Origin of the sequence: Azotobacter salinestris (assembly GCF_009363155.1) — a bacterium.
Classification (GTDB): Bacteria; Pseudomonadota; Gammaproteobacteria; order Pseudomonadales; family Pseudomonadaceae; genus Azotobacter; species Azotobacter salinestris.
Genome location: NZ_CP045302.1, coordinates 4,155,075 through 4,178,205 on the forward strand (window position 1 = coordinate 4,155,075; position 23,131 = coordinate 4,178,205).

Annotated in this window: 16 protein-coding genes, 1 tRNA gene and 2 pseudogenes; 13 read left to right on the forward strand and 6 right to left on the reverse strand. The window is 66.5% G+C overall.

Annotated elements, in window-relative coordinates; translation table 11 throughout:
- The first annotated feature begins 167 nt into the window (after window positions 1-167).
- The 4 genes from GCU53_RS19455 to GCU53_RS19470 all read left to right on the forward strand — a co-directional run bounded on the left by GCU53_RS19455 (window position 168) and on the right by GCU53_RS19470 (window position 4,745).
- Window positions 168-1,328 carry a phospholipase D-like domain-containing protein gene (locus GCU53_RS19455; protein ID WP_152389072.1) on the forward strand — a complete coding sequence of 387 codons (1,161 nt, stop codon included), beginning with the start codon at window positions 168-170 and terminating at the stop codon, window positions 1,326-1,328.
- Between the two features lie 64 nt (window positions 1,329-1,392).
- Complete coding sequence (locus GCU53_RS19460; protein WP_152389073.1) at window positions 1,393-1,980, forward strand: DJ-1/PfpI family protein; 588 nt, start codon at window positions 1,393-1,395, stop codon at window positions 1,978-1,980.
- Window positions 1,981-2,370: 390 nt separating this feature from the next.
- Entirely contained in the window at window positions 2,371-3,780 is a 1,410-nt protein-coding gene (locus GCU53_RS19465; RefSeq protein ID WP_152389074.1) for a circularly permuted type 2 ATP-grasp protein, read from the forward strand.
- A gap of 14 nt (window positions 3,781-3,794) precedes the next feature.
- Window positions 3,795-4,745 (forward strand): alpha-E domain-containing protein, encoded by a 951-nt coding sequence (locus GCU53_RS19470; RefSeq protein WP_152389075.1) that lies wholly within the window; start codon window positions 3,795-3,797, stop codon window positions 4,743-4,745.
- 132 nt (window positions 4,746-4,877) lie between these two features.
- Here GCU53_RS19470 and GCU53_RS19475 read toward each other — a convergent pair whose 3' ends face one another.
- The 3 genes from GCU53_RS19475 to GCU53_RS19485 form a co-directional block, all read right to left on the reverse strand.
- Entirely contained in the window at window positions 4,878-5,252 is a 375-nt protein-coding gene (locus GCU53_RS19475) for a hypothetical protein (RefSeq protein ID WP_244306858.1), read from the reverse strand.
- A 154-nt stretch (window positions 5,253-5,406) separates the two neighbouring features.
- The gene (gene rimO / locus GCU53_RS19480) at window positions 5,407-6,732 is read right to left on the reverse strand and encodes a 30S ribosomal protein S12 methylthiotransferase RimO (RefSeq protein WP_152389076.1); all 1,326 of its coding nucleotides are present in this window, start codon (window positions 6,730-6,732) and stop codon (window positions 5,407-5,409) included.
- A gap of 152 nt (window positions 6,733-6,884) precedes the next feature.
- Window positions 6,885-7,802, reverse strand: coding sequence for a substrate-binding domain-containing protein (locus GCU53_RS19485; protein WP_152389077.1), 918 nt, complete (start codon window positions 7,800-7,802; stop codon window positions 6,885-6,887).
- Between the two features lie 593 nt (window positions 7,803-8,395).
- On the opposite strand from GCU53_RS19485, the gene GCU53_RS19490 reads away from it, so the two are divergent.
- The gene (locus GCU53_RS19490; protein WP_244306860.1) at window positions 8,396-8,821 is read left to right on the forward strand and encodes a LysB family phage lysis regulatory protein; all 426 of its coding nucleotides are present in this window, start codon (window positions 8,396-8,398) and stop codon (window positions 8,819-8,821) included.
- 136 nt (window positions 8,822-8,957) lie between these two features.
- On the opposite strand, the gene GCU53_RS19495 is transcribed toward GCU53_RS19490, so the two are convergent.
- Together GCU53_RS19495 and GCU53_RS19500 are read right to left on the reverse strand one after the other, a co-directional pair.
- A tRNA-Met gene (locus GCU53_RS19495) sits at window positions 8,958-9,034 on the reverse strand.
- 103 nt (window positions 9,035-9,137) lie between these two features.
- Entirely contained in the window at window positions 9,138-9,347 is a 210-nt protein-coding gene (locus GCU53_RS19500; RefSeq protein ID WP_152389078.1) for a hypothetical protein, read from the reverse strand.
- A gap of 192 nt (window positions 9,348-9,539) precedes the next feature.
- On the opposite strand from GCU53_RS19500, the gene GCU53_RS19505 reads away from it, so the two are divergent.
- Complete coding sequence (locus tag GCU53_RS19505) at window positions 9,540-9,887, forward strand: FxLYD domain-containing protein (protein WP_244306862.1); 348 nt, start codon at window positions 9,540-9,542, stop codon at window positions 9,885-9,887.
- A gap of 36 nt (window positions 9,888-9,923) precedes the next feature.
- The gene (gene dinB / locus GCU53_RS19510; RefSeq protein WP_152389079.1) at window positions 9,924-10,985 is read left to right on the forward strand and encodes a DNA polymerase IV; all 1,062 of its coding nucleotides are present in this window, start codon (window positions 9,924-9,926) and stop codon (window positions 10,983-10,985) included.
- Between the two features lie 55 nt (window positions 10,986-11,040).
- Here dinB and GCU53_RS19515 read toward each other — a convergent pair whose 3' ends face one another.
- On the reverse strand, window positions 11,041-13,791 hold the full coding sequence (locus tag GCU53_RS19515) for a response regulator (RefSeq protein ID WP_208845328.1): 2,751 nt from the start codon (window positions 13,789-13,791) through the stop codon (window positions 11,041-11,043).
- Between the two features lie 320 nt (window positions 13,792-14,111).
- Here GCU53_RS19515 and cysM point away from each other — a divergent pair, with 320 nt between their 5' ends.
- The 6 genes and pseudogenes from cysM (at window position 14,112) to GCU53_RS19545 (ending at window position 23,111) form a co-directional block, all read left to right on the forward strand.
- Window positions 14,112-15,011 carry a cysteine synthase CysM gene (gene cysM / locus GCU53_RS19520; RefSeq protein WP_152389080.1) on the forward strand — a complete coding sequence of 300 codons (900 nt, stop codon included), beginning with the start codon at window positions 14,112-14,114 and terminating at the stop codon, window positions 15,009-15,011.
- Window positions 15,012-15,043: 32 nt separating this feature from the next.
- Window positions 15,044-16,408, forward strand: a complete 1,365-nt coding sequence (rlmD, locus tag GCU53_RS19525) for a 23S rRNA (uracil(1939)-C(5))-methyltransferase RlmD (RefSeq protein ID WP_152389081.1) — start codon at window positions 15,044-15,046, stop codon at window positions 16,406-16,408.
- A gap of 113 nt (window positions 16,409-16,521) precedes the next feature.
- Entirely contained in the window at window positions 16,522-18,771 is a 2,250-nt protein-coding gene (gene relA / locus GCU53_RS19530; protein ID WP_152389082.1) for a GTP diphosphokinase, read from the forward strand.
- An 89-nt stretch (window positions 18,772-18,860) separates the two neighbouring features.
- A pseudogene (locus GCU53_RS19535) lies at window positions 18,861-19,567 on the forward strand (response regulator transcription factor).
- A complete protein-coding gene (locus GCU53_RS19540; protein WP_152389083.1) occupies window positions 19,568-20,899 on the forward strand; it encodes a sensor histidine kinase in 1,332 nt (443 codons plus the stop codon). It abuts the pseudogene before it with no gap.
- Between the two features lie 173 nt (window positions 20,900-21,072).
- Window positions 21,073-23,111 (forward strand): annotated as a pseudogene (locus tag GCU53_RS19545) (FepA family TonB-dependent siderophore receptor).
- Window positions 23,112-23,131 lie beyond the last annotated feature (20 nt).

Genomic DNA, 23,131 nt, shown 5'->3' on the forward strand with positions numbered 1-23,131 from the left:
GCTTTCGGTGCCGGCCTGGAGCGGTTATTGTCCTGCGCCGGTCTTCAAGCGAGAGGTTGCATGCACCAGCCCTTTACCCATCAGCTGTCCAGACGGTTGCCGCCGGCCGGGGGACGCTCTACCCCGCTGGGAGCGTCGGTCGCCGCCTCCGCAGGCGGAGGCCAATGATGCAGGGCGGTGCGGTCTTTCCCTGGCGGGGCGGCAATCGCCTCAGCCTGCTGGTCGATGGCGATGCGTTCTTCCCGCGCATGCTGGCGGCCATTGCCGAGGCCAGATGGCGGATCGACCTGGAGTTGTATTTGGTCAAGGATGGCCACTGCGCCGGCCTGCTGATCGATGCGCTGGTCGCCGCGGCGCAGCGCGGCGTGCAGGTGCGCTGCCTGTTCGATGGCTTCGGAGCGCTCGGATTCGGCGCTACCCTGCGCGCCCGGCTGACCGAGGCGGGCGTCGCCCTGGTGCTGTTCAATCCCCTGCGCTGGCGCTTTGGACTGCATAATCTGCATCGCGATCATCGCAAGATGCTGCTGGTGGACGATCGTTTGGGTTATATCGGCGGCACGGGAGCTACCGACGAGTTCTGGGATCCGCAGGACACAAGCGGTTTGTGGCATGAAGTCATGGTGGAAATCGCCGGTCCGCTGCTGGCCGACTGGCGGACGCTGTTCGATCACCAGTGGATGCTCTGCCATGAGTGGGGCCGCTGGCGCTCGCAGCGACCGCCGAAGCCGCCGCGCATCCCGCCAGTGCCGCTGCGCCGCGAGGGTTCCGGACGACTCGCCTATGCCGAGGCGAGCCAGCACCGCGACGTGCTGCAATCCCTGATCCGCAGCCTGCACCGCGCGAACCGGCGCATCTGGCTGGCCACTCCGTATTTCCTGCCGACCTGGAAGGTGCGCCGCGCCCTGCTCAAGGCGGCCCGGCGCGGGGTGGAGGTGCGCCTGCTGCTGGCTGGACGCAACACCGACCATCCGCCGGTGCGCTATGCCGGTCAGCGCTACTATCGCCGTCTGCTGCGGGCCGGCGTGCGCATCTTCGAATACCAGCCGCGCTTCCTGCACCTGAAGATGGTGCTGGTCGACGACTGGGTCAGTGTCGGCTCCTGCAATTTCGACCACTGGAACCTGCGCCTGAACCTGGAGGCCAATCTCGAAACGCGGGATCCGGCCTTCATCGCCGAAGTGGTCGAATGTTTCCTGGCCGATTTCCAGGTCAGCCACGAGGTGGACCGGCAACAATGGCAGGCCCGGCCCTGGTATCGCCGGCTGCGCCAGAGGCTGTGGGGCTGGCTGGACCGGCTGGTGGTCGATCTGCTGGATCGTGGCGGTTGAGTGGTCGACGGCCGGAAAGCGGCAGGGTAGGGTGGGGCTTCTTCGTCTCGTCCAGGAGTTACCCATGTCCGCCAAGAAGATCCTCATGCTGGTCGGCGACTACGCCGAAGACTACGAAACCATGGTGCCGTTCCAGGCGCTGCTGATGGTCGGCCATAGGGTGCATGCCGTGTGCCCGGGCAAGAGTGCCGGGCAGAGCGTGCGCACCGCCATTCACGATTTCGAGGGCGATCAGACCTACAGCGAAAAGCCGGGGCACAACTTCGCCCTGAATTTCGACTTTGAGCAGGTGCGCGCCGAGGATTACGACGCGCTGCTGATTCCGGGCGGCCGGGCGCCCGAATACCTGCGTCTCGACGAGCGCGTGCTGGAACTGGTGCGGGCCTTCGCCTCGGCGAACAAGCCGATCGCCGCCGTTTGCCATGGTGCCCAGCTGCTGGCGGCGGCCGGGGTGCTCGACGGGCGTTCGTGCAGTGCCTATCCGGCCTGCGCTCCGGAGGTGCGACTGGCGGGCGGCGAGTATGCGGATATTCCGCTGGATCAGGCGCATGTGGACGGCAATCTGGTCACGGCACCGGCCTGGCCGGCGCATCCGGCCTGGCTGGGCAGCTTCATCGCCCTGCTGGGTACCCGGATCGTCCACGAGGGCTAGGAACTTTCGCGGGTACCGGTCAGGCCGGTGCCCCAGTCTGGCGCCGCGGCACACTCGAATGCCTGGCCAACAGGTAACCTATGCCAGGTGTTGCATTTTTTTGGTGCGCAATGGATCTTGCCTGTGGGATATGAGGCTATTTTGGTGCATGCCTCTCCCGACTCTGCCATCCCTGTGTGCGATACGGCAAGCCGGACGGTGTGCCGGGATCGCTTGGGACGGTGAATATCGAAAGAACAGCAACACGGACGAGGAGCCGAATGGGCTCTTCAGCCGCTCCCGATTTGTCGCCGCTACCGTCGGCACATCTCCAAGCCATTGATAGGACTAGGAACTTGGCAACTGGCATGAGCTTTGCGAATTCCTTCTGTGCACAGCCGAGGAGCATGCATGGATCGCCAATTTTTTGACGAAATGTACGATGCGAACGGCGTCTGCCGGCCGCATTACCGGGGCTTCGCCAACTGGCTGGAGAACACTCCCCAGGAACTGCTGGCCCAGCGCCGGCGCGAAGCCGATCTTCTGTTTCACCGAGCGGGTATCACCTTCACCCTGTATGGCGACGCACAGGGCACCGAGCGCCTGATCCCCTTCGACATCATCCCGCGCAGCATCCCCGCCAGCGAGTGGCGCGGGATCGAGGCCGGGTGCATCCAGCGGGTCCAGGCACTGAACCTGTTTCTCGCCGACATCTACCACGATCAGCGCATCCTCAAGGCTGGTATCATTCCGCCGGAGCAGGTGCTGTCCAACAGCGGCTACCAGCAGGTGATGCACGGGCTCGACCTGCATCGCGACATCTACGCGCACATCGCCGGGGTCGACCTGGTGCGCGATGGCGACGGCACCTTCTATGTGCTGGAGGACAACCTGCGCACGCCGAGCGGCGTCAGCTACATGCTGGAAGACCGCAAGATGATGATGCGGCTGTTCCCCGAGCTGTTCGCCGCCCAGCGCATCGCCCCCGTCGACCACTATCCGAATCTGCTGCTGGAGACCCTGAAGAGCTCCAGCCCGCTGGACAATCCCAGCGTGGTGGTGCTGACGCCGGGACGCTACAACAGCGCCTATTTCGAGCACGCCTTCCTGGCCCGCGAGATGGGCGTGGAGCTGGTGGAGGGGGCCGACCTGTTCGTCCGCGACGAGCGGGTGTTCATGCGCACCACCGCCGGCGCCAAGCCGGTGGACGTGATCTACCGCCGGCTGGACGACGCCTTCCTCGATCCGCTGGCCTTCAATCCCGAGTCGGTGCTGGGCGTGCCGGGGCTGCTGTCGGCCTATCGCAGCGGCAACGTGGTGCTGGCCAACGCCATCGGCACCGGGGTGGCCGACGACAAGTCGATCTACCCCTATGTCACCGACATGATCCGTTTCTACCTGGGCGAGGAGCCGATCCTGCAGAATGTGCCGACCTGGCAATGCCGCAAGCCGCAGGATCTGTCCCATGTCCTGGCCCACCTGCCCGAGCTGGTGGTCAAGGAGACCCAGGGCTCCGGCGGCTACGGCATGCTGGTGGGACCGGCGGCCACCAAGGCCGAGATCGAGGCCTTCCGCGAGCGTCTCAAGGCGCGCCCCGAGGCCTACATCGCCCAGCCGACCCTGAGTCTGTCGACCTGTCCGACCTTCGTCGAAAGCGGCATCGCGCCGCGGCACATTGATCTGCGGCCCTTCGTCTTGAGTGGCCGTGAAACCCGTCTGGTGCCCGGTGGGCTCACCCGCGTGGCACTGCGAGAAGGCTCACTGGTGGTCAACTCGTCCCAGGGCGGCGGGACCAAGGACACCTGGGTCGTTGAGGATTAAAGGAATTATCGAGCATGTTAAGTAGAACCGCCGCCGATCTGTACTGGATGTCGCGCTATCTGGAGCGTGCCGAGAATCTCGCGCGGATGCTCGACGTCAGCTACTCGTTGTCCCTGATGCCGCAGGATGGCCGCGGCAACGGCCTCGACGAACTGGCCATGCCGCTGCTGATCACCGGCACCCTCGAGGAGTACCTGCAGCGCCATGGCGAACTGCATGCCGAGCGCATGCTGAATTTCTTCGCCCTCGACGCGACCAACCCGGCCAGTCTGTTCAACTGCCTGGCCGGGGCGCGCAGCAACGCCCATGCGGTGCGCGGGCGGATCACCGCCGACATGTGGGAGAACATCAACGCCACCTGGCTGGCCTTGCTCGACCTCGCCGAACAGGGGCTGAGCGGCTACGGCATCAGCCGTTTCTGCGAGTGGGTCAAGGAGCGTTCGCACCTGTTCCGCGGTGCCACCTACGGAACCCTGATGCGCGGTGACGTGTACAGCTTCATCCGCCTGGGAACCTTCATCGAGCGGGCCGACAACACCCTGCGTCTGCTCGATGCCCGCTACGAGCTGCTCGGCGCGGACAGCGAGGACCCCAACGATCGCTCGGCGCGCGCCTATTACCAGTGGAGCGCACTGCTCCGTGCGCTGACTGCCTTCGAGGCCTTCGCCGAGATCTATCGCGGCTCGCCGCGGGCCGGCAAGGTTGCCGAGCTGCTGCTGCTGCGGGCGGAGGTGCCGCGTTCGCTGCGGGCCTGCCTGACCGAGCTGCAGCAGACGCTCGCCGACCTGCCCGGCGACAACGGCCGTCCGGCGCAGCGCTTGGCTGCCGAGCTGGAGGCGCGGCTGCGCTACACGGTGATCGAAGAGGTGCTGGAAACCGGAATGCACGCCTGGATCACCGAGTACATCGAGCAGGTGCAGTGCCTGGGCGACGCCATCCACAAGTGCTATCTGGAAGTGGCCTGACTGCTTGCCGGCATCCACTGGGTGCCGGTGGATCGCGACCCGGGCCATTGGCGTGACGGTGCCGGGCGGGGGCGGGCCTTGAGCCGTTTCCCGTTCACGGCCAGAAGGGCTGACGGGCAGCCTGCAGGCTGTTCAGCGGCAGTCTCCCGCCTCGGCCTGGCGATACTCGATGATCTCGCTCACCCGGAAGCTGCCCGGAAAGTCCCGGCAGCCCCGACAGTCGAGCTGCGGTCCCGGGGTACCGCGCAGGACCGCGAAGGCTTCCTCGTAGGGCTCGCTGACCAGGCTCGCGTACTGGGCTTCGAGGCGGTGGCCGGTGGCGGCGTCCGTGACCAGCCAGAGGGGCGCCTCCGCGTTGCAGGGCACGAAGATGTGCATCTCCGGGAGCATGACCAGATGGCCCTGGTAACGTGCGGCTGACGACAGGCCGCCGTCCCTGGTTGCGGGGCCGCCGGCGCAGCCGGCGAGCAGCAGGACGCCGGCAAGAAGGAAGGAAATCCGGTGCATAAGCCTCCTTGGAGCTGGGTTGATGCGAGATGGCCTGGATGAAGAGGCTGCTACCCGCTTCAGGAGAGATCAAGAGCCAGGCGGGAAAGGCCGGCGTTATTTCCCCGGGAGCACGCCGGCCCGCAAGGGCGGACCGGTCGTGCAGGCCCGGGCGTCAGAGGGTTTCGGCCCAGAGATCGTACTCGTCGGCGGCGGTGATGCGCACGCGCACCTTGTCGCCGGGCTTGAGTGCCTGCTCGCTGTCGACGTAAACATTGCCGTCGATTTCCGGGGCGTCGGCCCAGGAGCGGCCGATGGCGCCCTGGTCGTCGATCTCGTCGATCAGCACCTCCATCTCCTGGCCGATCCGGCGTTGCAGGCGCGCCGCGCTGATCGCCTGCTGATGGGCCATGAAGCGCTCCCAGCGCTCCTGCTTGACCTCCTCGGGCACCGCCCCTTCGAGCTCGTTGGCCGGCGCGCCGTCCACCGCCGAGTACTGGAAGCAGCCGACGCGGTCCAGCTGGGCTTCGCTCAGCCAGTCGAGCAGGTACTGGAAGTCCTCCTCGGTCTCGCCGGGGAAGCCGACGATGAAGGTCGAGCGGATGGTCAGCTCCGGGCAGGTCTCCCGCCACTTCCTGATGCGGGCGAGGGTCTGGTCCTCGAAGGCCGGGCGTTTCATCGCCTTGAGGATCTTCGGGCTGGCGTGCTGGAAGGGAATGTCCAGGTACGGCAGGAGCTTGCCTGCGGCCATCAGCGGAATCAGGTCGTCGACGTTGGGGTAGGGGTAGACGTAGTGCAGGCGCACCCACACGCCCATCTTGCCGAGTTCCTCGCACAGCTCGAGCATGCGCGTCTTCACCGGCTGGCCGTTCCAGAAGTCGGTTCGGTACTTGAGGTCGACGCCATAGGCGCTGGTGTCCTGGGAGATCACCAGGAGCTCCTTGACGCCGGCCTTGACCAGGCGCTCGGCCTCGCCCAGCACCTCGCCCGCCGGACGGCTGACCAGCCTGCCGCGCATGGAGGGGATGATGCAGAAGGCGCAACTGTGGTTGCAGCCTTCGGAAATCTTCAGATAGGCGTAGTGGCGCGGAGTCAGCTTGATGCCCTGCGGCGGTACCAGGTCGACGAAGGGGTCATGGTCGGCCTTGGGCGGCACCACCTCGTGCACGGCGCTGACCACCTGCTCGTACTGTTGCGGGCCGGTGACCGCCAGCACGCTGGGATGCACGTTGCGGATGGCTTCCTCGGACACGCCCATGCAGCCGGTGACGATCACCTTGCCATTCTCCCCCAGGGCCTCGCCGATGGCATCGAGGGATTCGGCTTTCGCGCTGTCGATGAAGCCGCAGGTATTGACCACCACCACGTCGGCATCCTCGTAGGATGGCACGATCTGGTAGCCCTCCATGCGCAGCTGGGTGAGGATGCGTTCGGAGTCGACGGTGGCCTTTGGGCACCCGAGCGATACGAATCCGACTTTTGGCGTGGAGGATGTGGACATATGGCGGCTACCTCTGGGCGCCTGGATGGCGCGCCTGATCAAAAAGTGCGCAATTCTAGCGATGCGCGGCGCGTCTGAGAAGATATCGAAACAGCGCCGGTTGCCGTATGGCTCTCGGCCAGTTATCGGGTGGCGGAGGGCCTGGGTTCGCTTCATGGCTTTGCGGTCATGGTCGGCGGCGCTTTGGGCAGGTAGACGATGTAGCTGTCGATGAGATGCTTCTCGGCGATGGGCTCGCCGCGTGCCAAGCGCTTGAGCATCCAGTAGCTCTGGCGGCCGATCTCGCGGCTGTTCATGTCCAGATAGGCCTGCACCAGCCCCTCGTCGAGCAATGCGCGCTGTCCTGCATCCGGCTCGCTCGAGGCGATGATGATGGCCGGATGACTGTGCCTGGCATCGAGTCCGGCGAGCAGCGGGCCGATCTGTTGGCGGTAGTTGTCGGCGTGCTGGACCGGCCAGCTGCCGAGGCTGATGATGACATCGAAGTGCCGGGTATTCAGCAGGGTGGAGAGCTGGAGCAATGCGCCTTCCGGGGTTTCGGCACGCTCCAGCGGACAGCGATGCGGCTCGCTCCAGCCATGCTCGCCGTTCAGCCGGTCGACGCCTTGATGGTTCGGGATGCCGCTGAGCTGCTGGCGGATACCTTGCAGGCGTTCCTGTTGGTAGATGTCCTGTAGTTCGCCGGTCAGAACGCACAGTTTGCCGCCCTGTGGCCTGAAGTGCTGGGCAAGCCTGCCCAGATGCCGGCCGAACGCCAGGTTGTCGATCCCGACGTAACCCCGGCGAAGGTGCTGCTCTGCGGGGTTCAGGTCTGCGTCGAAGGTGATCAGCGGTATCTTGCTGACCCGTTGCAGGGCATGCTCGGCCAGCCATTTCGAATGAGTCACTGCCAGGGCGATGCCATCCAGGTCCTTTTCCAGGGCCTGCTCCAGGGCCTTGTTCTGCAAGCGGAAATGCGCCGGCCCGGAGGCGCCCAGCAGCAGGCAGGTATCGCCCTGGGTCTGGGCGGCCTCTGCACATCCTTCTCCGGCCAGGATGAAGAAGCGCTGATCGACGCGCTTGGGGACCATCGCAAACTGCAGGGGCTCGGCGGTAGCGGGGGGGGCGGGCAGCAACCCGCAGAGCAAGCCGAAAGTGGGCAGGAGGCGGAGGGCGGGCGGCTTTTTCAAGGTCGATCCTTGCGGGCCCTGGCATCGCAGGCTGGCATGTTATGGAGTCTGGCTGTAACGGGGCCGTCCTGGACGGCCTCTGCTTCACGGCAGTGGATAGGCGGCGCTTGCAGGAGCTTAGTGAATCCGGATTCCTTTTGTTAACACAGCCGGGCAATCATCCGGCGACAGACGGGGACATGCTGACGAGGCAGCATTACTGCATCTGGAATACAGTGCAGGGGAGCTGCCTGCGTCCCGGCACCCAGCACTTTCAGGTTGGTCGATATCCATCATGATGTCATGTTGATGGCTGCGGGCCGTGGACTGCAAGGCCCAGGAAAGGTGCCGCTTGGCGGAGTGCGGCAGACATCCGAGCGGAGCGGCCTATGCTCAGGGGTTGTATGACCCGAAGCCCATCCGCGCCCACAGGTCTCCAAGGAGGAATCTATGCAGCCGGAGCAGCCCCGCAAATCCGCTCCCCGCCATGGCCGTGCAGTGCGGAGGAGTCCTGCATGACCAGATCCTCCCTCCTTGTCGCCGTGCTCATGGCCTTGCTCGTCTGGCTGCTTTCCCGCGAGACCGATACATTGCGCGCCGAGCTGGATCTTGTGGCCGTGCGTGCCGATCAGGCCGAGCAATTGGCGGATCGTCGCCGGGCCGATGTCGAGCGCCTGGCTGCGGAGCTCGGCAGCGAGCGAAGCCTTCAGGAGCGTTTGCGACGCGAGCAGGACGACTTGCGTGCTGCACTGATCGGCCACCAGCAAGCACTCGAAGCGTTGAGGCATGAAAACCAGCGGCTGCGCGACTGGGCGGCCAAACTCCTGCCTGCTGGCCGGCAACTGCGCGAGCAGTCGGCCCTCAGCGATGCCGAGTCTTACGGTGAGCGCCTATCCGGCAATGCTGCCCGGCCGGCGGCCGCAGAATCGCCTGCGCACTAGCATCCGGTACGTGATCATGCCGGCGTACTGGCCGCAGAAGGAGGTTGATGGGAATGAGAGGAACTGCTTGAGTCGCCATTTGGCACATAGCAATCGGCCCGGGCTGCTTGCGCAGTCCGGGCCGATTGTCATGATTTGGTTGCGGGGGCTGGATTTGAACCAACGACCTTCGGGTTATGAGCCCGACGAGCTACCAGACTGCTCCACCCCGCGTCTGTGTGGGTCGTATTCTATAGCTAAGTTATTCGATGTCAAGCTATTTTGCTGAAAAACGGTTCTGACTCAATTATTTAGCTCACAGAGACGGCTGCGGCAGCTAGATGCCTTCGGTGCGCGTGTACTCCTCGGTCGCGCGGATCACCTGCTCGCGCCAGTCGTCGGCCTCCGCGCCGAGCATGGCCACGGCTTGGCACATGGCCATGAAAGCCTCTCGATAGAGGGTCGGATCGTTGTGGGCAGCAGCCTGGTCGGCATGCCGCCGGGCTTGCTCCAGCAGACTGTCGAGGGCGTGCTTGTCGAGGGACATGGTGACTGCTCCGAGGGCTTTTATTAGAGGTTAGATCAACAGTACTCGCTTGAAATGGCGTTTCGTGCTATCCACGCCAGGCGTTACTCCAATCTGGGCAGTATGGAGAGGTACTTGATATGAGACTTTTTCATGGGCGGATGGCCAGGCGTCATGCTGCCCGATTCGGGGGATTCTTCAATGCAGTCAAGAATGAAGATAGCGCTGATGGCGCTACTGTTTTCGACCGGCGCCTTGGCCGAGAATGACATCAAGCTGCGCAACATGCAGTTGATCACCATGAGCCACAAGACCTATCTCCAGGAAACGGGGGTGAATGTCTCGGGGCACGATCTGGAAAACGTAGCCATCGACTTCGATATTCTCAAGAACGGTCAGGTGGCCGGCAGCCGCGTCATCGAGGCGCGGGCAATCGGTGCCGACGAGGCCTGGCGGATCTGGCTGCCCATCGATATCGCTGGCTCCGACGGGTTCCGTGTCCGCGACATCCGCGCGATCCGCGTTTCCAACGGGGACGTGGCGGCACACCGGTCCCATTGAGCTGCCGGCGCCACGCGCCGGGCATCATGCTGGGTCATGAGCGGCAGGAAGATCATTCACGTCGATTGCGACTGTTTCTACGCAGCCATCGAGATGCGCGACGACCCGCGCCTGGCCAGTCGTCCGCTGGCGGTGGGCGGTGCGCCCGATCGGCGCGGGGTGATCGCCACCTGCAATTACGAGGCACGCGCCTATGGCGTACATTCGGCGATGCCCGCACGCCAGGCGCTGAAGCGCTGTCCGGACCTGCTGATCGTCAGGCCGCGGTTCGATGCCTACAAGGCCGCGTCGCGGGAGATCCAGCGCATCCTGCGCGACTACACCGAGCTCATCGAGCCGCTGTCGCTGGACGAAGCCTATCTGGACGTTTCCGCCAGTCCGCACTGTTCCGGCAGCGCCACGCGCATCGCCCAGGATATCCGCCGGCGCGTCTGGCAGGAGCTGCGCATCACGGTGTCCGCCGGCGTCGCGCCCAACAAGTTTCTCGCCAAGATCGCCAGCGACTGGCGCAAGCCCGACGGGCTGTTCGTGATTCCACCGGACGAGGTCGAGGCCTTCGTCGCCGACCTGCCGGTGAGCCGGCTGCATGGGGTCGGCCGGGTCACTGCCGAGCGGCTCGCCCGCCTGGGCATCCGCACCTGTGCCGAGCTGCGCCAGTGGAGCCGGCCGGCCCTGGTGCGCGAATTCGGCAGCTTCGGCGAACGCCTGGGCCTGCTCGCACGGGGGATTGACGAGCGTCCGGTGGAGGTCGACAGCCGCCGTCAGTCGCTGAGTGTGGAGCACACCTACGAGCGGGATCTGCCGGATCTGGCCGCCTGCCTGAAGCAGTTGCCGCTGCTGCTGGAGGAGCTCTACGGACGCCTGGCGCGGCTGGACGGCAGCTATCGGCCGGACAAGCCCTTTGTCAAGGTGAGGTTCCACGACTTCACCCAGACCACCCTGGAGCAGGCCGGCGCCGGTCGGGACCTGGACAGTTACCGGCTGCTGCTCGGCGCTGCCTTCGCCCGCGGAGAGCGGCCGGTGCGACTGCTGGGCGTCGGCGTGCGGCTGCTCGACCGGCGTGGCGGTGGCGAGCAGCTGGAGCTGTTCGCCCCGTAGCCGATCGCCGGGGCTGTCGGCCGCCCAGGCGATCGGCAGGGCGCCCGGTTTCCGCTCAGACGCCGAATTTCGCCTCGCCGGCGAGGCGCTGGATGGCACCATCCAGTTCGTCCAGGGCGGCGTCGGCTTCCGGAGCGTGCTGCTTGAGCAGGGTTTCGCTGTGCTGGCAGGCGGCGCGCAGCTGGGGCACGCCGCAATAGCGGGTAGCCCCGTGCAGGCGATGCACGCGCTCGATCAGCGCGACGCGGTCGCCGTCCCGGCGTGCCTGGCGGATCGCCTGGCGGTCGGCATCCAGCGAGGCCAGCAGCATGCTCAGCATGTCGGCGGCCAGGTCGGGCTTGCCGGCGGCCAGGCGCAGGCCTTCCTCGGGGTCGAGCACGCTGAGATGGCCGATGGATGCCGACAGGGCCTCGTCGGCCTGTGTGCCGGACGAGCGCAGGTGCAGCCTGGTCCATTTGTGCACGACCTGGGCCAACTGGCGCTCGTTGATCGGCTTGGTCATGTAGTCGTCCATGCCGCTCTGCAGCAGAGCGCGCCGCTCGTTGGCCAGGGCATGGGCGGTGAGGGCAATGATCGGCGTATGGCGTTGTTCCGGTTGTCCGGCTTCCCACTGGCGGATCGCCCTGGTGGCCTGGCGGCCGTCCATGCCGGGCATCTGCACGTCCATGAAGATCAGGTCGAAGCGCTCTTGCTGTGCGGCTTCCACGGCAGCCTGGCCGCTGTCCGCCACGCTGACCGTGGCGCCCATGTCGTTGAGCAGGGTTTGCACCAGCAGCAGGTTGGCCGGGTTGTCGTCGACACAGAGCAGGTGCGGCGCGCGGTTGCCCAGCGGGCCAGGCGTCTGCTGGCCGGTCGGCTGGGGGGTGAGCAGTTCGGTGAGAGCCGCCTGCAGCTTGTCGCGGTGCGCCGGCTTGCTCTGCAACTGGATCTGCGCCTCCGGCAGGACCTCCTGGTAGAGCATCTGCTCGGTGGTGGGGCAGAGCACCAGGCACTTGCAGCCGAGCCGGTCGAGGTCGGCGATGCGCTGGGCCAGTTCCTCGGCGCTGGTGTCGCGGCTGGTCACGCCGAGCACCGCCAGGCCGATCGGCCGCTTTTCCTGGCGTGCGGCGGCGACGCCGGCCAGCAGGCTGTCCAGCTCGGCGAAGGGCTGCACCTCCAGGCCGCAGTCCTCCAGCTGGTGCTGGATCGACTGGCGGGCCAGCTCGTGCTGTTCGAGCAGGGCCACCCGATGGCCATGCAGGACGGTCGGCGGCTCGTCCTCGCTGTGGTCGTCGAGCGGTAGGGACAGGCGGATCCAGAACTCGGAGCCCTCGCCCGGCACGCTGTTGACGCCGATTTCGCCGCCCATCTGCTCGATCAGGCGCTTGGAGATGACCAGGCCGAGGCCGGTGCCGCCAGCCTGGCGGGTCAGCGAGTTGTCGGCCTGGCTGAAGGCCTGGAACAGCGCGTTCAGGTCCTCCTGGGACAGGCCGATGCCGGTATCGTGCACGCTGATCCGCAACTGGGCGAATTCCTCGCCGACGTCCTCGACCATGGCGCGCACGGCGATGGTGCCTTCGTTGGTGAACTTGATGGCGTTGCTGATCAGGTTGGTGAGGACCTGGCGGAGCCTTTGGGGGTCGCCGTTCAGCGCCAGGGGCGTGTCGCGGTAGATCAGGCTGACCAGTTCGAGGTGCTTGGCGTGGGCCGCCGGGGCGAGGATGGTGAGGGTGTCCTGGATGAGTTCGCGCAGGTTGAAGGGGTTGTGCTCGAGGACCAGCTTGCCGGCCTCGATCTTCGAGAAGTCGAGGATCTCGTTGATGATGTCGAGCAGGCTGTCGGCGGACTTCTGGATGGTGTTCAGGTAGTCGTGCTGGCGGGGCGACAGCTCGCATTTCTGCAGCAGGTTGGTGAAGCCGATGATGCCGTTCAGCGGGGTGCGGATCTCGTGGCTCATGTTGGCGAGGAACTCGGACTTGATCCGGCTCGCCTCCAGCGCCTCGCGGCGCGCCATGTCCAGCTCGATGTTCTGGATCTCGATGGTTTCCAGGTTCTGGCGGACGTCCTCGGTGGCCTGGTCGATGCTGTTCTGCATCTCTTCCTGGGCGTGCTGCATGACCTCGGCCATGCGGTTGATGCCGGCGGCCAGGTCGTCCAGCTCATGGCTGCGCAGGGGTGGCAGGCGGGTTTCCAGATGGCCGTCGCGCAGTTGCGACACGCCCTGCTGGATGTGCCGCAGCGGATCGCTGATCGAGCGCCCCACGCGCAGGGCGAGGACGGCGCTGACCAGCAGCACGCCGAGGATCAGCAGCAGGCTGGCGAGCAGGTTGCGATAGCCCTGCAACAGGGCGTTGTGGTGCGATATTTCCAGGACGATCCAGCCGAGCAGGCGGTCGTCCTGGCTGCTGCTGCCGCTGGCCAGATTCTGGTGGTAGCCGAGCACCGGCATCAGCAGGTGGGTCGCGTCGTTGTCGCGGACCAGGGTCAGCTGGGTCGGATCCTGGGGTGGCAGCGGGCCGCTGAGGCTCGGCCCGGCATGCACGATGGTATCCAGCTTGCTGTCGAGAAAGCTCACCGCACGGATGTCCGGCTGGTCGAGCACCCGGTTGGCGATGCGCTGCAGGCGATTGTGGTAGTCCTGCGCCAGGGAGGGCGCGGCCAGCGGCGCCAGCTGCTGGACGATCAGCTGGCCACGCCCCACCAGATTGCTGTGCATCTCGCTCAGCTGCTGCCAGGTGAAATAGCTGCCCAGAACCAGTGCCAGCAGGCTGCTGGGCAGCAGGGTGAGCATGACGATGCGGGTCTTGATGCTGAAGTCGTGAAACACCCCGATTCTCCGTAAGGGATTTGGGAAGGCAGTGTAGCCATAGAGCCCGACGGGGCAACAGAAGCGCTCTCATAGCCATTCGGAATAAGCGTGTACCCGTTCCGGATGATGGTCTGCAGCGCTTTGCCGGCTATCATAGGCACCCCCCTGTGGCCTGGATGGCTTCGACTCCGCTCCCATGGACGAGCGAAGCCTGTTGCCAGGCCGGGTGTCGCGGCAGGCCATGAAGGAGCATGGCGAGCGGCGCCCATGCAGCATGGCGGCAGGGATGCCGTCCGGACCGAGCAGCCCATTTCTGATTCAGGATACCGAGCGTTTCCATGACAGTGCATTTCCCCACCATCGCCGAGTGCATCGGCAATACTCCGCTGGTGCGCCTGCAGCGCCTGCCGGGCGAAACCTCGAACACCCTGCTGGTCAAGCTGGAGGGCAACAATCCGGCCGGTTCGGTGAAGGACCGCCCGGCGCTGTCGATGATCACCCGCGCCGAACTGCGTGGCGACATCCATCCCGGCGACACCCTGATCGAGGCCACCTCCGGCAATACCGGCATCGCCCTGGCCATGGCGGCGGCGATCAAGGGCTACCGGATGATCCTGATCATGCCCGACAACATGAGCGCCGAGCGCAAGGCGGCGATGACCGCCTACGGCGCCGAGCTGGTGCTGGTGAGCAAGGCCGAGGGCATGGAGGGCGCCCGCGACCTGGCGCTGAAGATGCAGGGCGAGGGGCGCGGCAAGGTGCTCGACCAGTTCGGCAACCAGGACAACCCGCAGGCGCACTACGAGGGCACCGGTCCGGAGATCTGGCGCCAGACCCGGGGCAGCATCACTCACTTCATCAGCTCCATGGGCACCACCGGCACCATCATGGGCGCCTCGCGCTACCTCAAGGAACAGAACCCGGCGATCCAGATCGTCGGCCTGCAGCCCCAGGAGGGCTCGGCGATTCCCGGCATCCGCCGCTGGCCGCAGGAATACCTGCCGAGGATCTTCGATGCGTCCCGCGTCGATCGGGTGATCGACATGGCCCAGAGCGAAGCCGAAGACTGCATGCGCCGCCTGGCCCGCGAGGAGGGCATCTTCTGCGGCGTGTCCTCGGGCGGGGCGGTGGCGGCCATGCTGCGCCTGTCGCGCGAGGTGGAGAATGCGGTGCTGGTGGCGATCATCTGCGACCGCGGCGACCGCTACCTGTCCACGGGTGTCTATGACCAGCCTTGAGCCGACTTCCACAGCACGCGAGGGCCACCACCGTGGCTAGACGCACTACCGGCCTGCGCTTCCAGCCCAGCGGCGGCGCCCGCTCGGCGCCCCTGCAGGTGGGCAGGAAGCAGGTCCTGACCATCGAGCGCCTGGCTCACGACGGGCGCGGCATCGCCTTCGTCGACGGGCGCACCTGGTTCGTCTCCGGCGCCCTGGCCGGCGAGCAGGTCGAGGCCCGCGTGCTCGGCGCGCGCAACCGCATCGTCGACGCCCGTGCCGAGCGCATCCTGGGCGCCAGCCCGCTGCGCCGCGACGCGCCCTGCGCGCATGCCGGCCGCTGCGGCGGCTGCACCCTGCAGGCATTGCCCCATGCCGAGCAGCTGGCTCTGAAGCAGCGCACCCTCGCCGAGCAGCTGGCGCGCTTCGCCGAGCTCGCGCCGGAGGAGTGGGCGCCGCCGCTGGTCGGCCCGGAGTTCGGCTACCGCCGCCGGGCGCGCATCGCGGTGCGCTGGGAGGCCGCCGCCGGCCGGCTGGAGGTGGGCTTTCGCGCCACGGCCAGCCAGGCGATCGTCGCCATCGACGACTGCCCGGTACTGGTACGGCCATTGCAAGCCGTCCTGCGCGCTCTGCCCGCGCTGTTGCACGGTCTGGCGCGGCCCCAGGCGCTGGGCCATGTCGAGTTGTTCCATGGCAATACAAGCGCCATTCTGGTGCGCCATACTGCGCCCCTTGCGGATGACGACCTGCAGCGCCTGCGCGTCTTCTGCCGGGAGCACGCCGCCCAGCTCTGGCTGCAGGGCAAGGGCGACCCGCAGGCGGACCTGCCGGAGGCCCCGCTGGGCTACCGTCTGGAGCCGTGGGGACTGGAGCTGCAGTACCGGCCCGGCGACTTCGTGCAGGTCAACGCCGCGGTGAACGAGGCGATGGTCGCCCAGGCCCTCGAGTGGCTGTCACCACGGTCGGAAGAGCGGGTGCTCGACCTGTTCAGCGGTCTGGGCAACTTCGCCCTGCCGCTGGCGCAGCGCTCGCGCGAGGTGGTGGCGGTGGAGGGGGTGGCGGCGATGGTCGAGCGGGGCAGGGAAAACGCTGTCCGCAATGGCCTGGCCAACCTGCACTTCTGCCAGGCGGATCTGTCGAAGCCGCTGGCAGGGGCGTCCTGGGCTGCCGCCGGCTTCGCTGCGGTACTGCTCGACCCGCCCCGCGATGGCGCGCTGGAAGCCGTGCGGCAGCTGGGCAGCCTGGGTGCCGAGCGGGTGCTATATGTTTCCTGCAATCCGGCGACCCTGGCGCGGGACGCGGCGGAACTGGCCGGGCAGGGCTACCGGCTGCGGCGTGCCGGCATTCTCGACATGTTTCCGCAGACCGCCCATGTCGAGGCCATGACGTTGTTCGAGAGGGGCTCTGCGGCGCGCTGAGGCGCGGTGCGGAGTCTCGCCGGCCGGAGTGGTTGCATTTTTCGTTTCCGGGCAGCCCGATTCCGGCTGATGTTTGTTCGGCATGGAAGACATGCTGGGGGAAAGGTAGATACATGGTACAGGTGAGAGCGCAGCAGCCGGTCAACACCGACGGCAGCATCAATCTTGAGGCCTGGCTGGATCATGTCCTGAAGATGGACCCGGCCCTGGAGCGCGAGGCCCTGAAGACGGCCTGCGAGTACGCCCGCGAGGCCGAGCGGCAGGCCCGGCCGGACGCGGGGACTCCCGCTGCGGGCACGTCCACGTTCCTGGTCGGGCTGGAGATCGCGGAAATCCTCGCCGATCTCAAGCTGGATCAGGATTCCCTGGTCGCCGCCGTGCTCTATCGCGGCGTGCGCCAGAAGCAGATCGCCCTGGACGAGGTGCAGCGGCGCTTCGGCCAGGTGGTCGCCAAGCTGATCGAGGGCGTGCTGCGCATGGCGGCGATCAGCGACAGCCTCAATCCGCGCGAATCCCTGGTGCTGGATGCCCAGACCCAGGTGGAGAACCTGCGCAAGATGCTGGTGGCGATGGTCGACGACGTGCGCGTCGCGCTGATCAAGCTGGCCGAGCGCACCTGCGCGATCCGCGCCGTGAAGCACGCCAGCGAGGAGCGCCGCCAGCGCGTCGCCCGCGAGGTGTCCGCCATCTATGCGCCGCTGGCCCATCGCCTCGGCATCGGTCATATCAAGTGGGAGCTGGAGGACCTGTCCTTCCGCTACCTCGAGCCCGAGCAGTACAAGCAGATCGCCAAGCTGCTCCACGAGCGCCGGCTCGATCGCGAGCAGTTCATCGCCAAGGTCGTCCAGGAGCTCAAGGAGGCGCTGGCCAGCGCCGGCATCAATGCCGACATCAACGGCCGGGCCAAGCATATCTATTCGATCTGGCGCAAGATGCAGAAGAAGGGCCTGCAATTCAGTCAGATCTACGACGTTCGCGCCGTGCGCGTGCTGGTGCCGGAGGTGCGCGACTGCTATACCGCCCTCGGCATCGTCCACTCGCTGTGGCGGCATATCCCCAGGGAGTTCGACGACTACATCGCCAACCCCAAGGAGAACGGCTACCGCTCGCTGCACACCGCGGTGATCGGTCCGGACGGCAAGACCCTGGAGGTGCAGATCCGCACCCACGCGATGCACGAGGAGGCCGAGCTGGGCGTCTGCGCGCACTGGCGCTACAAGGGCACCGATCTCAAGTCCACCTCCAGCCATTACGAGGAGAAGATCGCCTGGCTGCGCCAGGTGCTCGAGTGGCACGAGGAGCTGGGCGACATCGGCGGTCTGGCCGAGCAGCTGCAGGTCGACATCGAGCCCGACCGGGTCTACGTGTTCACTCCGGACGGCCACGCTATCGACCTGCCCAAGGGTGCGACGCCGCTGGACTTCGCCTACCGGGTGCACACCGAGATCGGCCACAACTGCCGCGGCGCCAAGATCGACGGACGCATCGTGCCGCTCAACTACACCCTGCAGACCGGCGAGCAGGTGGAGATCATCACCGGCAAGAACGGCTCGCCGAGCCGCGACTGGCTGAACTCCAACCTCGGCTACGTGACCACCTCGCGGGCCCGGGCGAAAATCGTCCACTGGTTCAAGCTGCAGGCGCGCGATCAGAACGTCGCCGCCGGCAAGACGCTGCTCGAGCGCGAGCTCGCCCGGCTCGATCTGGTGCCGGTGGATTACGACCGACTGGCGGAAAAGAGCAACCTGAAGACCGCCGAGGACCTGTTCGCCGCCCTCGGCGCCGGCGACCTGCGGCTGGCCCATGTGGTGGGGCTGGCCCAGCAACTGGTCGAGCCGGAGCGCAGCACCGGGCAGCTCGAGCTGATCCCGCGCAAGGCCGGCATCCTGCACAAGCCGGGCAGGCGCGACGACATCCAGATCCAGGGGGTGGGCAACCTGCTGACACAGATGGCCGGCTGCTGCCAGCCGCTGCCGGGCGACCCCATCGTCGGCTACATCACCCAGGGCCGCGGGGTCACCATCCACCGCCAGGACTGCGCCAACGCCCTGCAGCTGGCCAGCCGCGAGCCGGAGCGGATAATCCAGGTCAGTTGGGGGCCGGTGCCGGTGCAGACCTACCCGGTGGACATCTTCATCCGCGCCTACGACCGTTCCGGCCTGCTGCGCGACGTGTCCCAGGTGCTGCTCAACGAGCGCATCAACGTGCTGGCCGCCAACACCCTGTCGAACAAGGAAGACAGCACGGCGCAAATGGTCCTGACCATCGAGATCCCCGGGCTGGACGCCCTCGGCCGGTTGCTGGCGCGCATCGCCCAGCTGCCCAACGTGATCGAGGCGCGCCGCCACCGCGCCGCTCCCTGACGCCCGGGGCCGGCAGCAGCGCCGGCCTTTGGGTAGACGTGCTCCGTAGAATATGAAATAGAATTGTTCTCATTTTGCGGAGCCGCTGGATGACCGCCCTTCCCAATCGCCGCATCCTGGCCATCGAGGACGATCCCTTGCTGGGCGTCCACCTGAGCGAGCATCTGGAGCGCCAGGGCTTTGCCGTGACCCTGTGCGGCGACGGCCGTGAAGGCCTGGCGCTGGCCAGCGCGCGCGACTTCGACCTGGTTCTGCTGGATATCCTGCTGCCCGGCCTCGACGGCCTCGAGGTGCTGGCCCGCCTGCGCCAGCGTCGGCACGTGCCGGTCATCCTGATTTCGGCACTGGGCGACGAGCAGGACCGCATCACCGGCTTCAGCCGCGGGGCGGACGACTACCTGCCCAAGCCTTTCGGGATGGGCGAGCTGCAGGTGCGCATCGAGGCCATCCTGCGGCGCATCGCCTACGAGCGCGGGCAGCCCATGCCCTCGAGCGTTTTTCCGCTGCACTTCGATGAAGGGCGTTGCGACGTCCGCCATGGCGATGCCTGGGCCGGATTGACCCTGACCGAGTATCGTCTCCTGGAAACCTTCTGGCGCCATCCGCAGGAGGTGCTGAGCAAGCCGTTCCTCTACCAGCAGGTACTGCGTCGCGGCTATTCCCAGCAGACCGCAGCCTGGACATGCATGTCAGCAACATCCGACGCAAGCTCAAGCTGGCCGGTCTCGATCTGAACGCTGTACGGCTGGAAGCCGTATGGGGCAGGGGCTACCTGCTGAAGCTGCAGGCGACTTGAATGCCGGGCCGCCATTCCCTGTTCTGGCGACTGGCCGCGCTGCTGGTCATGTTCTGCCTGCTGGTGATTTCCCTGAGCGTTACCTGGGGAAACTGGATCGACCTGCAGACCGCCTATCTTTCCCGCGAGGCTCACCAGACGCTGCAGGCCTACGCCGAAGAGGCCGAGCGTGCAGCTGTGCAGGGACCGCAGGCGGTAGACGAATTTCTCGAGGACGTGCAGCGGCGGGAGCCGGGACTGGTCGACCTGGTGGACGACAGCCTGCAACCGCTGGGGAGCAGGCCGCTGATCGAGGGGGCGCGGCTGACCGCCATGCGCCGGCTCGACTGGCCGATGAGCCGGCGCACGCGGGAGCGGCCCCTGATCGCGATTCCGCTGTCCGGGGAGCGTGGCTATTTCATCATCCAGCTGCCCGAACGCTACCGGCCCTGGCGTTACAGGATGCTGTTCAAGGCGCTGACTCACTATCTGGCTCCTGCGGGTCTGGCGCTGCTGTTCTGTATCGGACTCTACCGGGTGCTGATCGCGCCGCTGGCGCGCCTGCGCGAGCTGGCCAATGCCCTGCACGCGGACAACCTGGGGGCGCGCGTGGATCCGGGGGGCGCCCGGCGGCGCGACGAGCTGGGCGAGCTCGGACGCGCCTTCGATCACATGGCCGGGCGCCTGGATGAGTCGTTGGGCCTGCAGCGCCAGCTGCTGCGCGATCTGTCCCACGAGCTGCGCACGCCTCTGAGCCGCCTGCAGGTGGCCAGCGAGGCAGGGCTGAGTGGCGCCGAGCTGGAGGAGCGGGTCCGGCGCGAGGTCGGAGTCATGCGGACCCTGGTCGACAGCACCCTGGAACTGGCCTGGATGGATACCGAGCGGCCGCAGCCGCCGCTGGAGCCGGTGGAGGTCGGCGCCCTGTGGGAGATCCTGGGCGAGGACGCCTGTTTCGAGAGCGGCTGGAGTCCCGAGCGCCTTCCCTGCCGGTTGCCGCCGGATTGCCGGGTGCAGGGACACCTCAATGGCCTGGCCCGGGCGCTGGAGAACATCCTGCGCAATGCAATCCGCCATTCGCCGGAGGGCGGCTGCGTCTGTCTGGATGGTCGACGTGCGGGCGACCACTGGCTGCTGTGGGTCGAGGACCAGGGGCCGGGCGTGGCGGACAGCGATCTGGAGCGCATCTTTCGGCCCTTCACCCGGCTCAACGCCGCCCGGCCGGGGGGCGACGGATTCGGACTGGGATTGGCGATCGCCCGCCGGCTGGTTGATCAGCAGGGGGGGCGGCTATGGGCGGAGAACGGCCACCCGGGATTGCGGATGATGCTGAGCCTGAAAATGTATAGTTCGTAAATGATCTTTACTCTCAAATAAGAATAAATAGCGACTCTGTCCTGCGCCGCCGTCTTCGGGATTCAGGGGGCCGGCCGGGCCAGGCGTCGAAGCCCTGTGTTTCGTCGCCTCCGGCCAAGCCCGCCTCATCCGGCAGATGGCCGGCTCGCCCATGCGTAGAAGTGAGGTAAGGCATGTGCTCGCGTTTCAGGCTTGCACATCTGCCCCTGGCATTGCTGGCGGTTTCTTCACCCTCCCTGGAAGCGGAGGAGGCTGCCGAGGAGGGCATCCAGAACGGTGGTGCCTATCGGGAGGACGCAGGAAAGGTCGTCGAACTGGACGACGTGGTGGTCACCGCCCAGCAGGAGCTGAAACAGGCCCCCGGCGTCTCCATCATCACCGCCGACGACATCAAGAAGCGTCCGCCGGTCAACGACCTGTCCGACATCATCCGCAAGATGCCCGGCGTCAACCTCACCGGCAACAGCGCCAGCGGCCAGTACGGTAACAACCGGCAGATCGACATCCGCGGCATGGGCCCGGAAAACACCCTGATCCTGATCGACGGCAAGCCCGTGCGTTCGCGCAACTCGGTGCGCATGGGCCGTAGCGGCGAGCGCAACACCCGCGGCGACACCAACTGGGTGCCGGCGGAGCTGGTCGAGCGCATCGAGGTGCTGCGCGGTCCGGCGGCGGCGCGCTACGGCTCGGGGGCGGCCGGTGGGGTGGTCAACATCACGCCGCCGGCCGGCGCAACCGCGATCTCAACGGCCTGCTGCGCTGGGACCTGAATGCGCAGCAGATCCTCGAGGTCGAGGGCAGCTACAACCGCCAGGGGAAGATCTACGCCGGCGACCGGGCCGTCAGCTCCACGGGCACCGCGCTGCTGAACGAGAATATTGGACGGGAAACCAACATCATGTTTCGCCGCGCCGGGTCCATCACTCATCGCGGCAACTGGGACTGGGGCACCTCGCAGCTGGTCTTCTTCTACGAGAACACCCGCAACCGGCGCCTCAACGAGGGCCTGGCCGGCGGCCCCGAGGGCAGCATCAACAGCGGCGACAAGTCCACTTCCGAATACGACAACTATTATGCGCTGAGCGGCGAGGTGAGCATTCCCTTCACCTTCGGTTTCAGCCAGGTGGCGACGCTGGGCTTCGAGTACACCAAGGAGGTGCTGGACGACCCCTACTCGATGAGCCAGAACACCGCGGGCGGAGGCGCGATTGCCGGGGTCGGTTCCGGCACCCGCGACAGCGAGGCGACCAACGAGAACATCGCCTTCTTCGCCGAAAGCAACGTTCATCTCACCGACCGCTGGACCCTGACGCCCGGCGTGCGTTTCGACAACCACACCCAGTTCGGCAGCAACTGGAGCCCGAGCCTGAACACCTCCTACCGGCTGACCGATGCCGTCACCGTCAAGGGCGGTCTCGCGCGAGCCTTCAAGGCGCCCAACCTGTACCCGTCCAACGCCAACTACCTCTACTTCACCATGGGCAACGGCTGCCCGGTCGACTCGCCGAGCCTGGGCGGCGGCTGCTACGTGCAGGGCAACGACAGCCTGGACGCGGAAAAGAGCTGGAACTTCGAGCTGGGCGTGGCCTACGACCAGGCCGGCTGGAACGCCGGGGTGACCTATTTCCGCAACGAATACGAGGACAAGATCGAGGCCGGCCTGAATCCGGTTGCCACGACCAGTGGCGGCACCCAGGGCGGGCTCGGCCAAGTCCTGATGTGGGAGAACGCGCCCAAAGCGGTGGTGGCCGGCTGGGAAGGCACCCTGAACGTCCCGCTGATGGGCTTCGAGGGCGACGTCCTCAGCTGGAGCACCAACTTCACCTACATGATCGAGAACAAGAACAAGAAGACCGGCGAGCCGCTGTCGGTCATTCCCAAGTTCACCGTCAACTCCATGCTCGGCTGGCAGGCCAGCGCGGCGCCCAACCTGAACCTGAGCATGACCCTCTACGGCTACCAGGACCCGTGCCGGCTGAGCACCACGGGGGCTGCGGAAAGTGGCGATGCCCTCAAGCAGCGCAGCGGCTACACCCTGTGGTCGATCAACGGCAACTACGAACTGGACAAGCACTGGAGCTTCGGGGCCGGCATCAACAACCTGTTCGACAAGGAGCTCAAGCGCGAGGGCAATGCCTCCGGCACCGCCGGGGCGGCCAGCTACAACGAGCCGGGCCGGGCCTACTACGCCTCGGCCAAGTTCTCCTTCTGACCGTCCGCAGGAGCCGAGCA

Coding starts and splice junctions, on each gene's coding strand:
- relA (WP_152389082.1), top strand. CDS start 16,522: ATGGTACAGGTGAGAGCGCAGCAGCCGGTCAACACCGACGGCAGCATC.
- GCU53_RS19455 (WP_152389072.1), top strand. CDS start 168: ATGCAGGGCGGTGCGGTCTTTCCCTGGCGGGGCGGCAATCGCCTCAGC.
- dinB (WP_152389079.1), top strand. CDS start 9,924: ATGAGCGGCAGGAAGATCATTCACGTCGATTGCGACTGTTTCTACGCA.
- GCU53_RS19540 (WP_152389083.1), top strand. CDS start 19,568: ATGCCGGGCCGCCATTCCCTGTTCTGGCGACTGGCCGCGCTGCTGGTC.
- GCU53_RS19500 (WP_152389078.1), bottom strand. CDS start 9,347: ATGTCCCTCGACAAGCACGCCCTCGACAGTCTGCTGGAGCAAGCCCGG.
- GCU53_RS19460 (WP_152389073.1), top strand. CDS start 1,393: ATGTCCGCCAAGAAGATCCTCATGCTGGTCGGCGACTACGCCGAAGAC.
- rimO (WP_152389076.1), bottom strand. CDS start 6,732: ATGTCCACATCCTCCACGCCAAAAGTCGGATTCGTATCGCTCGGGTGC.
- cysM (WP_152389080.1), top strand. CDS start 14,112: ATGACAGTGCATTTCCCCACCATCGCCGAGTGCATCGGCAATACTCCG.
- GCU53_RS19465 (WP_152389074.1), top strand. CDS start 2,371: ATGGATCGCCAATTTTTTGACGAAATGTACGATGCGAACGGCGTCTGC.
- GCU53_RS19490 (WP_244306860.1), top strand. CDS start 8,396: ATGACCAGATCCTCCCTCCTTGTCGCCGTGCTCATGGCCTTGCTCGTC.
- GCU53_RS19470 (WP_152389075.1), top strand. CDS start 3,795: ATGTTAAGTAGAACCGCCGCCGATCTGTACTGGATGTCGCGCTATCTG.
- GCU53_RS19475 (WP_244306858.1), bottom strand. CDS start 5,252: ATGCACCGGATTTCCTTCCTTCTTGCCGGCGTCCTGCTGCTCGCCGGC.
- GCU53_RS19485 (WP_152389077.1), bottom strand. CDS start 7,802: ATGGTCCCCAAGCGCGTCGATCAGCGCTTCTTCATCCTGGCCGGAGAA.
- GCU53_RS19505 (WP_244306862.1), top strand. CDS start 9,540: ATGAAGATAGCGCTGATGGCGCTACTGTTTTCGACCGGCGCCTTGGCC.